At 71.3% G+C, this 12,045-nt stretch carries 12 protein-coding genes; 9 read left to right on the top strand and 3 right to left on the bottom strand.

The window, feature by feature from the left end; all coding sequences use genetic code 11:
* Positions 1-91 precede the first annotated feature (91 nt).
* Positions 92-538 (bottom strand): metallopeptidase family protein, encoded by a 447-nt coding sequence (locus ACWCXB_RS36150; protein WP_450728672.1) that lies wholly within the window; start codon positions 536-538, stop codon positions 92-94.
* Between the two features lie 293 nt (positions 539-831).
* Between ACWCXB_RS36150 and ACWCXB_RS36145 the strand changes: the two genes are divergently transcribed.
* From ACWCXB_RS36145 to ACWCXB_RS36110, 8 genes are all read left to right on the top strand, one after another.
* The gene (locus ACWCXB_RS36145; protein ID WP_450728674.1) at positions 832-1,257 is read left to right on the top strand and encodes a DUF3499 domain-containing protein; all 426 of its coding nucleotides are present in this window, start codon (positions 832-834) and stop codon (positions 1,255-1,257) included.
* 160 nt (positions 1,258-1,417) lie between these two features.
* Positions 1,418-2,794 carry a phosphomannomutase/phosphoglucomutase gene (locus ACWCXB_RS36140; RefSeq protein ID WP_450728670.1) on the top strand — a complete coding sequence of 459 codons (1,377 nt, stop codon included), beginning with the start codon at positions 1,418-1,420 and terminating at the stop codon, positions 2,792-2,794.
* 269 nt (positions 2,795-3,063) lie between these two features.
* The gene (locus tag ACWCXB_RS36135) at positions 3,064-3,246 is read left to right on the top strand and encodes a Trm112 family protein (protein WP_351227744.1); all 183 of its coding nucleotides are present in this window, start codon (positions 3,064-3,066) and stop codon (positions 3,244-3,246) included.
* Between the two features lie 98 nt (positions 3,247-3,344).
* Complete coding sequence (locus tag ACWCXB_RS36130; protein ID WP_450728668.1) at positions 3,345-4,481, top strand: SIS domain-containing protein; 1,137 nt, start codon at positions 3,345-3,347, stop codon at positions 4,479-4,481.
* Positions 4,482-4,575: 94 nt separating this feature from the next.
* Positions 4,576-5,739 (top strand): mannose-6-phosphate isomerase, class I, encoded by a 1,164-nt coding sequence (manA, locus tag ACWCXB_RS36125; protein ID WP_450728666.1) that lies wholly within the window; start codon positions 4,576-4,578, stop codon positions 5,737-5,739.
* A gap of 119 nt (positions 5,740-5,858) precedes the next feature.
* Positions 5,859-6,836 (top strand): cation diffusion facilitator family transporter, encoded by a 978-nt coding sequence (locus ACWCXB_RS36120; RefSeq protein ID WP_450728664.1) that lies wholly within the window; start codon positions 5,859-5,861, stop codon positions 6,834-6,836.
* Positions 6,837-7,220: 384 nt separating this feature from the next.
* Positions 7,221-8,678, top strand: a complete 1,458-nt coding sequence (gene ahcY, locus ACWCXB_RS36115; RefSeq protein WP_450728662.1) for an adenosylhomocysteinase — start codon at positions 7,221-7,223, stop codon at positions 8,676-8,678.
* Between the two features lie 142 nt (positions 8,679-8,820).
* Complete coding sequence (locus ACWCXB_RS36110) at positions 8,821-9,435, top strand: hypothetical protein (RefSeq protein WP_450728660.1); 615 nt, start codon at positions 8,821-8,823, stop codon at positions 9,433-9,435.
* A gap of 19 nt (positions 9,436-9,454) precedes the next feature.
* Here ACWCXB_RS36110 and ACWCXB_RS36105 read toward each other — a convergent pair whose 3' ends face one another.
* Positions 9,455-10,519, bottom strand: a complete 1,065-nt coding sequence (locus tag ACWCXB_RS36105) for an RDD family protein (RefSeq protein ID WP_450728658.1) — start codon at positions 10,517-10,519, stop codon at positions 9,455-9,457.
* Between the two features lie 190 nt (positions 10,520-10,709).
* Here ACWCXB_RS36105 and ACWCXB_RS36100 point away from each other — a divergent pair, with 190 nt between their 5' ends.
* Positions 10,710-11,717 (top strand): stage II sporulation protein M, encoded by a 1,008-nt coding sequence (locus ACWCXB_RS36100; RefSeq protein WP_450728656.1) that lies wholly within the window; start codon positions 10,710-10,712, stop codon positions 11,715-11,717.
* Between the two features lie 138 nt (positions 11,718-11,855).
* Here the strand turns inward: ACWCXB_RS36100 and ACWCXB_RS36095 are convergent.
* On the bottom strand, positions 11,856-12,045 hold a 190-nt coding region (locus ACWCXB_RS36095; RefSeq protein ID WP_450728654.1), incomplete at its 5' end, for a hypothetical protein.

Raw genomic sequence — 12,045 nt, 5'->3', positions numbered from 1 at the left:
CACCGACGCTCCGCGTCGATTTCCTCCTCCGCCTTGCGATGTACGGCACCAGACCCCGCTCACTGATCCGGCCTGATCGACCGGACAGGACCTAGTCCTGCCCGTACCGGGGATCGACGGACTCCGGCGAGAGGCCGAGCAGGTCGGCGACCTGCTCCACGACGACCTCATGGACCAGGAGGGCACGCTCGTCGCGGTTCTTCGTGCGGATCTCCACCGGCCGGCGGTAGACGACGATCCGCGCCGGCTGCCCCTTGGCGGCCGGGACCGAGCGGCCCAGCGGCACGGTCTCGTCCGGCGATCCCGGCACCTCCAGGACCAGGAACTCCACCTCGGTGAGCTGCGGCCAGCGCCGCTCCAGCCGCTCGACCGAGTCCTGCACAAGATCGCGGAACGTCTCGGCCCTGCTGGCGGAGAGCGGAACCTGGGGCGGGGCGACGGGCCCTCGCATACCGCGACCGTGCCGGTCGCGGCGGCGCGGCCGCGGCTCCCTCGCATCCCTCGGCTCGGTCGGGCGGGGCGGTACAGGACTGTCCATCACTGACGCAGGGTAGCTCTCCGCGGCGTGCGCGCACCGAGGCCGCTCGCCCGCCGGGCGGCATGTCGCTCCGCCCCAGGCGGCATGTCGCTTATTGAACATTCCGGCCAAGCTTGGGCTCGATTCCATGCCCCTGTGCGATCGCCGCTGTCATCGCGATTGGCGCGATTTGTATCGGGCCGTGACCGGATCGCCCACGGCCGCCGACCGGCCGCTTTCCTTCCCGCCCAGGTCAGAGCGGCCGCCCGGAAGGGGCCTGTGTCGGACGTCACAGTACGACACGGTGGAGTGACCTGGAGGAGAGTCGTCGCGGCCCGCTCAAGAGTGCGGTACCGTCCAACGTCGTGAGCCCTGTACGTCGCTGTTCGCGCACCGCGTGCGGCCGCCCTGCCGTCGCGACACTGACGTACGTCTATGCCGATTCGACCGCGGTCCTCGGCCCGCTCGCCACCTACGCCGAGCCCCACTGCTACGACCTGTGCGCCGAGCACAGCGAGCGCCTCACCGCCCCGCGCGGTTGGGAGGTCGTACGGCTCGCGGACAGCTCCGGCCCGACCCGGCCCAGCGGCGACGACCTCGAAGCGCTGGCCAACGCGGTCCGGGAGGCGGCACGCCCCCAGCGCGCGGCCGAGGGGGGCGGCGGTGCCGGTGCGCGCAGGGACCCGATGGAGGTCGGGCGCCGCGGCCATCTGCGGGTGCTGCGCTCCCCCGACTCCTGAGCCCGTTCCGATGCCTGAGTCGCGACTGCTGCGCCGGCCCCGATGCCTGGGCGGCGACTCCTGAAGGACTGCTGGGCGGCCGGACTCCGTGTGAGGGCACTGTGTGCCGTCTGCTGCGGGTAGTTTGAGGCGACCGCAGAGACTTCAGGAGGGTTGGGCCGTGGCTGCATCTGCTGCTGCTGATCTGTCGCAGATCATCAAGGCGTACGACGTCCGCGGGGTGGTGCCCGATCAGTGGGACGAGTCGCTGGCCGAGCTGTTCGGCGCCGCCTTCGTGCAGGTGACCGGCGCGGACGCGATCGTCGTCGGCCACGACATGCGCCCGTCGTCGCCGGGCCTCTCGGCGGCCTTCGCGCGCGGCGCGGCCGACCGGGGCGCGGACGTGACGCTGATCGGGCTCTGCTCCACGGACCAGCTGTACTTCGCGTCGGGGCAGTTCGGTCTGCCGGGCGCGATGTTCACGGCGTCGCACAACCCCGCGCAGTACAACGGCATCAAGATGTGCCGGGCGGGCGCGGCGCCCGTGGGTCAGGACACCGGCCTGGCGGAGCTCCGCGAAATCGTCGCGGGCTGGGTCGCGGAGGGTGCGCCCGCCCCGGTCGAGGCCCGCGGCCGGGTCAGCGAGCGCGACACGCTCACGGACTACGCGGAGCACCTGCGTTCCCTGGTGGACGTCGCGTCGATCCGCCCGCTGAAGGTCGTCGTGGACGCGGGCAACGGCATGGGCGGCCACACGGTCCCCACCGTCTTCGCGCCGCTGCCGATCGAGCTCGTACCGATGTACTTCGAGCTGGACGGCACCTTCCCGAACCACGAGGCCAACCCGCTGGACCCGAAGAACATCGTGGACCTCCAGGCCCGCGTGCGCGCCGAGGGCGCGGACATCGGCCTCGCCTTCGACGGCGACGCCGACCGCTGCTTCGTCGTCGACGAGCGGGGCGAGGGGGTCTCGCCGTCGGCGATCACGGCGCTGGTCGCGGCCCGTGAACTGGAGAAGCACCCCGGGGGCACGGTCATCCACAACCTGATCACGTCGTGGTCGGTGCCGGAGGTCGTACGCGAACACGGCGGCACGCCGGTCCGTACCCGCGTCGGCCACTCCTTCATCAAGGAGGAGATGGCCCGCACGGGCGCGATCTTCGGCGGGGAGCACTCCGCCCACTACTACTTCCGCGACTTCTGGAACGCCGATACGGGCATGCTCGCCGCCCTCCACGTCCTCGCCGCCCTCGGCACCCAGGAGGGCACCCTCTCCGCCCTCCTCGCCCGCTACGACCGCTACCGCGGCTCCGGCGAGATCAACTCCACGGTCGCCGACCAGACGGCCCGCACAGCGGCGGTCCGCAAGGTCTTCGCAGGCCGCGAGGACGTCACCATCGACGAACTCGACGGCCTCACGATCGCCACCCCCGACTGGTGGTTCAACCTCCGTCCCTCCAACACGGAACCCCTCCTCCGCCTCAACGTCGAGGCCCGCGACGAACTCACCATGATCGCGGTCCGCGACGAGATCCTGGACCTGGTCCGCAGCAGCTGACGGTCCCGCGGGCATGCCTCGGTGCGGCGGCGCGACGCCGCCGCACCCCGCAAGGGGCGCGGGGCGCAGGGTACGGGGATGCCGGACGGCCGGCCACCAGGCGGCCACGCGGCCACGCGGTCAGGCGGCCACGCGGCGACGCGGTCAGGCGGCCAGGGCGGACGGTGCCGCCCATGGGGGTGCCCCGTGCCCGCCACGCCGAGCCGCGTCGGCCGGTCCCCGGCGGTAGGCTGACCTGGCCCAAACCGCATGTTCGAAGGGACACCCTCATGCCGCTCGAAGCCGGTCTCCTGGAGATCCTCGCCTGCCCGGCCTGCCACGCCCCGCTCAGCGACGAAACGGCAGCCGAATCGCCCGAGCTGATCTGCACCGGCAAGGACTGCGGCCTGGCGTACCCAGTACGCGACGGCATCCCCGTCCTCCTCGTCGACGAGGCCCGCCGCCCCGCCTGACGCGCCGCGCCTGACGCGCCCGTCCGACGTGCCCCGTCCGACGCGTCCGGCGTAAGCCCGCCCCCGCACCCCGTACGGCGAATCGGAGGCCCACCACCATGCTCGACGAGTCACTCCTCGACGCCCCGGACGCCCTCGCCCGCGCCGATCGCCGCGGACTGCTCCGCGGCGCCGCGGAGGCCGGCGCGCGCGTCCGCACCGCCGCCCGGCACGCCGCCGAGGCCGGGATCGCCGAGCTGAATCCCGAGGGCCGCCCCCGTGCCGTCCTCATCGCAGGCGCCGGCACCGCCGCCACCGGTGTCGCCGACCTCATCTCCGCGCTCGCCGGCGCCTCCGCCCCCGTGGCCCGACTGCACCCCACCGGAGTCGCCCCCGCAGCCGGCGCCCTGCGCTGGGCGCTCCCCGGCTGGGCCGGCTCCGTGGACCTGCTCCTCATCGCCACCACCGACGGCAGCGAGCCCGGCCTCGCCCTCCTCGCCGAGCAGGCGTACCGCCGCGGCTGCACCGTCGTCGCCGTCGCCCCGCAGCGCTCCCCGCTCTCGCAGGCCGTCGACGGCGTGCACGGCCTGGTGGTGCCGATGGCGACCGCCCCGTACGAGCTGTACGACGAGACGCAGGCCGCCGCCAGCCCGGGCGCGCTCTGGGCCCTGTTCACCCCGCTCCTCGCGCTCCTCGACCGCGTCGGCCTGCTCAGCGCGCCCCCGGACGCCTTCCAGAGTGTCGCCGACCGGCTCGACCGCATGGCCGAACGCTGCGGCCCCGCCATCGCGACGTACAGCAATCCCGCCAAGACGCTCGCCGCCGAGCTCGCCGACACCCTCCCGCTCATCTGGACGGAGGGCACCGCAGCCCCGGTCGGCCGCCGGTTCGCCGCCGTACTGGCCGAGCTCGCCGGCCTGCCCGCGCTCGCCGCCGAGCTCCCCGAGGCGCTCCCCGCCCACGGAGTCCTCCTCGCGGGCGACTTCGCGGCGGGCGCCGACCCCGAGGACTTCTTCCGCGACCGCGTCGAGGAGCCCCAGGCCCTGCGCGCCCGCGTCCTGCTCGTGCGCGACCGTACGGAGGGCGGCCTCACCGCGGCCCCCGCGGCTCGCGAACTCGCGCTCAGCCATGACACGGCCATCAGCGAGCTGGAGCCGGAGGAGGGCAGCGAGCTGGAGACCCTCGCCGAGCTCCTCGCCGTGACCGACTTCGCCGCCGGGTATCTGGCTCTGGCGGCGACCAGCGGCAACCCCTGAGCCACGCGAGGCCACCCAAGGCCACCCGAAGCGCCGGACATCCGTCACGTACCAGCCACGAACCAGCCACGTACCGAGGTGAGGATCTCCCCTCATGGACCGCCTCTCCAACACCGTGCGCCCCTACGCCTGGGGCTCCACGACCCTCATCCCGGACCTCCTCGGCATCGCCCCCACCGGCGAGCCCCAGGCCGAGATGTGGATGGGCGCCCACCCCGGAGCGCCCTCCCGCACCGAACGCGGCGCACTGAACGACGTCATCGCCGCCGATCCCGTACGTGAACTCGGTGCGGCGTCCGCCGACAAGTTCGGCCCCCGCCTCCCGTTCCTGCTCAAGCTGCTCGCGGCCGGCGCCCCCCTCTCCCTGCAGGTCCACCCGGACCTCGCCCAGGCCAAGGAGGGCCACGCCGCCGAGGAGCGCGCCGGCATCCCGATCGACGCGCCCCACCGCAACTACAAGGACGACAACCACAAGCCGGAACTGATCTGCGCCCTCACCCCCTTCGACGGACTGTGCGGCTTCCGCCCGCCCGTCGAAGCCGCCGACCTCATCGCCGGCCTGGACGTCGATTCCCTCAAGCCGTACGTCGACCTCCTCCACGCCCACCCGGAAGAGGCCGCCCTCCGCGAGGTCCTCACCGCCGTCCTCGCCGCCGACCCGGAGGAGATGGCCCACACCGTCACCGAGGCCGCGGCCGCCGCGGACCACCTCGGCGGCCCGTACGCCCCGTACGCCGCCATCGCGCACCACTTCCCCGGCGACCCGGGCGTCATCGCCGCCATGCTGCTCAACCACGTCCGGCTGCAGCCCGGCGAGGCCCTCTTCCTCGGCGCCGGCGTTCCGCACGCGTACATCAGCGGCCTCGGCGTCGAGATCATGGCCAACTCCGACAACGTCCTGCGCTGCGGGCTGACCCCCAAGCACGTGGACGTGCCCGAGCTCCTCCGTATCGTCCGCTTCGAGGCGTCCGACCCCGGCGTGCTGCGCCCGGAGGCGTCGCCGTCCGGCGAGGAGGTGTACGACACCCCGATCGACGAGTTCCGGCTGTCCCGTTACGTGCGGTCGGAGGGCGCGGCGCCCGTCGACGTCACCGCCGCGACCCCGCAGATCCTCCTGGCGACGGCGGGCCGCCCGAAGGCGAGCGGCGCCTCGGGCGAGGTCACGCTCGCGCCGGGTGAGTCGGTCTTCATACCGGCGGGAGAAAAGGCCGAACTGTCCGGTTCAGGCACGGTCTTCCGTGCCACAGTGGTGGCCTGACGCTCCGTCCCTACCGGCTGCTGCAACAATGGCCCGCCGTGCCGAGGCTTGCCCGGCACGAGTTCGGGTGCTTGCCGCGCCCGTACATCAGGAGCTTCGAGGAAGGACATCCCGCACCCATGAGCGCGTCAGGCGGAACCAGGGCCATCGTGGCGGCACTCGCCGCGAACCTCGCGATCGCGGTAGCCAAGTTCGTGGCGTTCCTCTTCAGCGGCTCCTCGTCGATGCTCGCGGAGAGCGTCCACTCGGTCGCCGACTCCGGCAACCAGGGCCTGCTGCTCCTCGGCGGCAAGAAGGCGCAGCGCGAGGCGACCCCGCAGCACCCGTTCGGCTACGGCCGCGAGCGCTACATCTACGCCTTCCTCGTCTCGATCGTGCTCTTCTCGGTCGGAGGCATGTTCGCGATCTACGAGGGCTACGAGAAGATCAGCCACCCGCACGAGATCAAGGACTGGTACTGGCCCATCGGCGTGCTCGTCTTCGCGATCATCGCCGAGTCGTTCTCGTTCCGCACGGCCATCAAGGAGTCCAACGGCCTGCGCGGCGACCGCTCCTGGAAGGAGTTCGTCCGTCATGCCAAGGCGCCCGAGCTCCCGGTCGTCCTCCTCGAGGACCTCGGCGCGCTGGTCGGTCTGGTCCTCGCGCTCGGCGGCGTCGGTCTCGCCCTGCTCACCGGCAACGGAGTCTGGGACGGCATCGGCACGCTCTGCATCGGCATCCTCCTCATCCTGATCGCGCTGGTGCTCGCGGCCGAGACCAAGTCGCTGCTCCTCGGAGAGGCGGCAGGCGCCGAGGACGTCGAGAAGATCCAGGCGGCGGTCGTCGACGGCAGCACCGTCACCGGAATCATCCACATGCGTACGCTCCACCTCGGCCCGGAGGAGCTGCTGGTCGCCGCCAAGGTGGCCGTCCAGCACGACAACACGGCCGCCCAGGTCGCGGCGGCGATCAACGCTGCCGAGGACCGCATCCGCACCGCCGTTCCGATCGCGCGCGTGATCTACCTGGAGCCGGACATCTACAGCGAGGCGGCGGCTGCCGCGGGCCCCGACCCGGCCAGGTCCCCGGGCGGCCCTGGCCCCCAGTCGGCCCACTGACGTGTGCGAAGGGCCCCGGACCGTGACAACGGTCCGGGGCCCTTCGCGTGCAGGCTGCTCGATTCGTTCGTGCCCCTCGTCCGGGGTGCGGAAGGCGCTCTTCCGGCGGGTCTCCGGGCCCTTTCAAGCCACGGCGGGGCCATGGGCGGGCTGTGGGCGCCGACGCCGATCGGTGTAGATTCGTGACCAGAGCCAGACGTCGCTGCTGATGGCGGTCGGGCGGTCCGCGACTGTGGACCGGCCGAGGGAGAGAGGGCCTCCGACGGACTGCGCTGCGGACGCCTGCGGGCGTCCGGGCATTTCGTGTGCCCGTATCGCCGCAGTGGCCGCAGAGCCATCCAGCCCTACCCACCCCTCGACCACCCACTTGAGGAGCAGCTCGCAATGACGACTGTCGCCGCCGGTCAGGACTTCAAGGTCGCCGACCTTTCCCTCGCCGTCTTCGGCCGCAAGGAGATCACCCTCGCCGAGCACGAGATGCCCGGTCTGATGGCGATCCGCAAGGAGTACGCCGCTTCGCAGCCGCTCGCCGGCGCCCGTATCACGGGCTCCCTGCACATGACCGTGCAGACCGCCGTGCTGATCGAGACCCTGGTCGCCCTGGGCGCCGAGGTCCGATGGGCGTCCTGCAACATCTTCTCCACCCAGGACCACGCCGCCGCCGCCATCGCCGTCGGCCCGAAGGGCACCGTGGACAACCCCCAGGGCGTCCCCGTCTTCGCCTGGAAGGGCGAGACCCTGGAGGAGTACTGGTGGTGCACGGAGCAGGCCCTGACCTGGCCGAACTCGCCCACCGGCGGCCCGAACATGATCCTGGACGACGGCGGTGACGCCACCCTCCTGGTCCACAAGGGCGTCGAGTTCGAGAAGGCCGGCGAGGCCCCGGACCCGTCCACGGCGGACAGCGAGGAGTACGGCCACATCCTCCGCCTGCTGAACCGCACCCTCTCCGAGAACCCGCAGAAGTGGACCCGCCTGGCGTCCGAGATCCGCGGCGTGACCGAGGAGACCACGACCGGTGTTCACCGTCTGTACGAGATGCAGCGCGAGGGCACGCTCCTCTTCCCGGCGATCAACGTCAATGACGCGGTCACCAAGTCGAAGTTCGACAACAAGTACGGCTGCCGGCACTCCCTGGTCGACGGCATCAACCGCGCCACGGATGTCCTGATCGGTGGCAAGGTCGCGGTCGTCTGCGGTTACGGTGACGTGGGCAAGGGCTGTGCGGAGTCCCTGCGCGGTCAGGGTGCCCGTGTGATCATCACCGAGATCGACCCGATCTGCGCGCTCCAGGCGGCGATGGACGGTTATCAGGTCACGACGCTCGACGAGGTCGTCGAGACGGCCGATCTGTTCATCACCACGACGGGCAACAAGGACATCATCATGGCCTCGGACATGGCCAGGATGAAGCACCAGGCGATCGTCGGGAACATCGGCCACTTCGACAACGAGATCGACATGGCCGGTCTGGCCAAGGTCCCGGGCATCGCCAAGGACGAGGTCAAGCCGCAGGTCCACACGTGGACCTTCCCGGACGGCAAGGTGATCATCGTGCTGTCCGAGGGCCGCCTGCTGAACCTGGGCAACGCGACCGGTCACCCGTCCTTCGTGATGTCCAACTCGTTCGCGGACCAGACCCTGGCCCAGATCGAGCTGTTCACGAAGCCGCAGGAGTACCCGACCGACGTCTATGTGCTGCCCAAGCACCTCGACGAGAAGGTCGCCCGCCTGCACCTCGACTCCCTCGGCGTGAAGCTGACGACGCTCCGCCCCGAGCAGGCCGCCTACATCGGCGTCGAGGTCGAGGGCCCGTACAAGCCCGACCACTACCGCTACTGACCGCTACTGACCAACCCGCCAGGTCGGCCTCCGATCAGCTGATCCAAGGCCGACCAGCCGGCGGTGGTACCAGCGCACCAGGCAGGCCCCCGCACCCCCGTGCCGGGGGCCTGCCCCGTACCCCGAGAAATCAGGCGCCCCCATGCCCCGCGGCCGCTATTCGCTCCATGATCCGCACGATCACACCCCCCTCGGTGAAGAACACTTCCACTGCGCCCCCGGCCCTTCCGGCTGGCGCTACGTCTCCCAGCTGACCACCCCCTCCGGCGACCATGCAGGCTCCGTCGATCTGGCCCTCGACGAGCTCGGCCGACCCATCCGTCTCGAACTGCACGCGGCGAGCTGGCAGGTCCGAGGCGCCGCCATCGACGGCGTCACCTGGGTCCGCACCGACCCCACGGGCACTCATGCCACGGAAGGCAATGTCCGCGCCCACGCCTTCACCGGCACGTCCCCCGCTTTCCTCGTCGCGACGTCCCGGCTGCTCCGGCTCACCCCCGGCGCCCCCGCGACCCGCGTCCGACTCGTCGCCTTCACGGACCCGGTCCTCGCCCCCCGCACGGTCGACCAGTCCTGGGCCCTCACGAAGAGTGAAGCGCACGCCACTGACAACGGCCCCCTGACCGTGGACGAATACCAGGTCAGCGCGCTGGACACGGGCGAGCAGCACACGGTCCACATCGCCGGCGACGTGGTCCTCTCGGCCCCCGGCATCGAACTCGAAGACCTCGAGAGCCCGCCCTCGGTCTTTCCATGACCCCGCTCCGCGCCGGCGCTCAGGCGGGCGGCGCGAACCCCGTCGCAGGCGGCGCCGCGTCCCCGTCTGTCTGCCGACCCGTATCCGCACCCGCTGAAGCGGGACCCGCCGATGACGAGGACGGCGTGTGGGACGTTGCCGGCGTCGGCACCGGATGACCAGCCTGGTACGGCGTCGACGCAGCCGGATTCGGGGCCCCGGGCGCCACCGCCCCCGGGTACGGCGCCACGGCCCCCGGGTACGGAGACGGATACGAAGCCGGGTGCGCCGCAGCAGCCGACCCGTCCGGCATCGACGTCATCGCCGCCCCCGAAACTCCTGCCCTCGCAGCCCCCGCAGCGGCAAACGCCCTCCGCGCCTCCCGCGCCTGCCGCTCGTTCACCACGGCCGCCAGATACGCCGCCGCGGGCACCCCCGCCGGCGCGGGCGCTCCCGTACGCGCCACCAGGTCGTCGGCGAGCCGCCCCGCCAGAGACAGGCTCACCTCGGCATCGAGCTGATTCATGCGCGTCAGGTACTGCCGTATCGCCAGCCACAGCTCGTCCGGCACTCCGGACAGATCCAGCTCTGCGAACCGCCCGACCAGCCATGGCGGTGGCGGAGGCACCGGCACGGCCCGCGCCGCCGGAACCCGTTCCCGTACGACCAGGGTCCCCGCGAACACATCACCGATACGCCGCCCCCGCGCCGACACCAGCGAAGCGATACAGGCGATCACCCCGAACGTCATAAGGATCTCCACGACCCCCATCGCCCCGCGCACGAGCGCGTGCCGGAACCGGATCGGCCCCCCGTCGTCCCGCACCACCCTCAGCCCGCACGCCATCTTCCCCAGCGAGCGCCCATGGCTGAGTGTCTCCACCGCGATCGGCGCCCCCACCAGCACGAGCACGAACGTCGCGATCGACATCGCCGTCACCGCCGCCTCGTCCAGCGAGGCGGTCGCGATCGCGAGGCCGATGGATATCAGCAGGTACGCCGCCCACACCACGGCGAGATCGATGGCGAGCGCCAGCGCCCGACTGGGCAGCCTCGCCGGACGAAGCCCCAGTACAACGGCATCCCCGGTCACAACCCCGCTCACGCGCCCACCCTCTCTCCGGCTTTCATGACGGTTCTTCGACCTTCAGTCTTCGACCTTCACGACCCCTCCGAACGTCAGTCTGCCAAGCTGACCCGAAGCGCGCCGCAGCAGTACGAGCAGTTGTACGAATCGTCCGTACGAAACGAACCACCCTTCCGTACGACCCCAGTGCCTGGAGCAGCAGCCGACCATGGACCTCGACGTCTTCGTGATGACCCACCGCGCGGAGTGGGACCGCCTGGACCACCTCCTGCGCCGCGGGCGCCACCTCACCGGCGCCGAGACCGACGAGCTCGTCGCCCTCTACCAGCGCACCGCCACCCATCTGTCCCTCATCCAGTCCAGCGCCCCCGACCCCATGGTCACGGCCCGCCTCACCCAGCTCGTGGCCCGCGCCCGCTCCACCGTCGCCGGTACCCGCCGCGCCTCCTGGACCGATGCCGCCCGCTTCCTGACCGCCGGCTTCCCGGCCGCGATCTACCGCTCCCGCCACTGGTGGATCCCCACCGCCGTACTCTCCACCCTCCTCGCCGCGATCATCGGCTGGTGGATCGGCACCCACCCCGAGGTCCAGTCGGCCATCGCCGCCCCCGACGAACTGCGCCGGCTCACCCGTCCCGGCGGCGAGTACGAGACGTACTACTCGAGCCACCCCGCGGCCTCCTTCGCCGCCCAGGTCTGGACGAACAACGCCCAGGCCGCCGCCATGTGCCTGGTCCTCGGCGCCTTCTTCTGCGTCCCGGTCCTCTGGATCCTCTTCCTCAACATGGCCAACCTCGGCGTCGGCATCGGCCTCATGTCCTCCGCCGGCCGCCTCGACACCTTCCTCGGCCTCGTCCTCCCGCACGGCCTGCTCGAACTCACCGCCGTGTTCGTCGCCGCCGGCACCGGCCTCCGCCTCGGCTGGACCCTCATCGACCCGGGCCCCCAGCCCCGCCGCACCGCCCTCGCACAACAGGGCCGCGCAGCCCTCGGCATGGCCATAGGCCTCGCCCTGGTCCTCTTCGTCTCCGGCCTGATCGAAGGCTTCGTCACCCCCTCCGGCCTCCCGACCTGGGCCCGCATCGCCATCGGGATCGTCGCCGAGCTGGTCTTTCTCGCGTACGTGTACGTGCTCGGCGGCCGTGCGGCCCGCGCCGGCGACGTGGGCGACGTGGACGTATCCGAACGGAGCGCGGAGCTCCCCACCGCCGCGTGATGTGCGGACAGGGCCTGTGAGCTGCTAGTCTCTCCTCCGCCCACGAAGACCGTTGACAGGGTCGGCGTGGGGAGGTAGATTTTAACGGTTGCCTCGGATGGACACGTCCGAGTGTCACAACTAGAATCTCTCTCGCTCTCAACGGAAACGAGATTTCCGCAGAGCCACTCGATTCCTTATTCGGATCACGAAGCCGATTAGCTCGGCTGAAAAGACTCTGATAAAGTCGAGATCGCCGAAAGGCAGTCGAAAGACAAAAGGCCCTCCAACGGCCGCCGGAAACAGAATCCGAACCGGGAACGGAACGGAAAATGAATCTGGTAAGGTT

The organism is Streptomyces sp. NPDC001514, assembly GCF_053597075.1.
This window is presented reverse-complemented; position numbering and strand designations above follow the sequence as displayed.

What these genes read in the sequence shown, in the direction of transcription:
- ACWCXB_RS36150 (WP_450728672.1), bottom strand. Translation starts at nt 538, where the DNA reads ATGGACAGTCCTGTACCGCCCCGCCCGACCGAGCCGAGGGATGCGAGG.
- ACWCXB_RS36135 (WP_351227744.1), top strand. Translation starts at nt 3,064, where the DNA reads ATGCCGCTCGAAGCCGGTCTCCTGGAGATCCTCGCCTGCCCGGCCTGC.
- ACWCXB_RS36130 (WP_450728668.1), top strand. Translation starts at nt 3,345, where the DNA reads ATGCTCGACGAGTCACTCCTCGACGCCCCGGACGCCCTCGCCCGCGCC.
- manA (WP_450728666.1), top strand. Translation starts at nt 4,576, where the DNA reads ATGGACCGCCTCTCCAACACCGTGCGCCCCTACGCCTGGGGCTCCACG.
- ACWCXB_RS36120 (WP_450728664.1), top strand. Translation starts at nt 5,859, where the DNA reads ATGAGCGCGTCAGGCGGAACCAGGGCCATCGTGGCGGCACTCGCCGCG.
- ahcY (WP_450728662.1), top strand. Translation starts at nt 7,221, where the DNA reads ATGACGACTGTCGCCGCCGGTCAGGACTTCAAGGTCGCCGACCTTTCC.
- ACWCXB_RS36110 (WP_450728660.1), top strand. Translation starts at nt 8,821, where the DNA reads ATGCCCCGCGGCCGCTATTCGCTCCATGATCCGCACGATCACACCCCC.
- ACWCXB_RS36100 (WP_450728656.1), top strand. Translation starts at nt 10,710, where the DNA reads ATGGACCTCGACGTCTTCGTGATGACCCACCGCGCGGAGTGGGACCGC.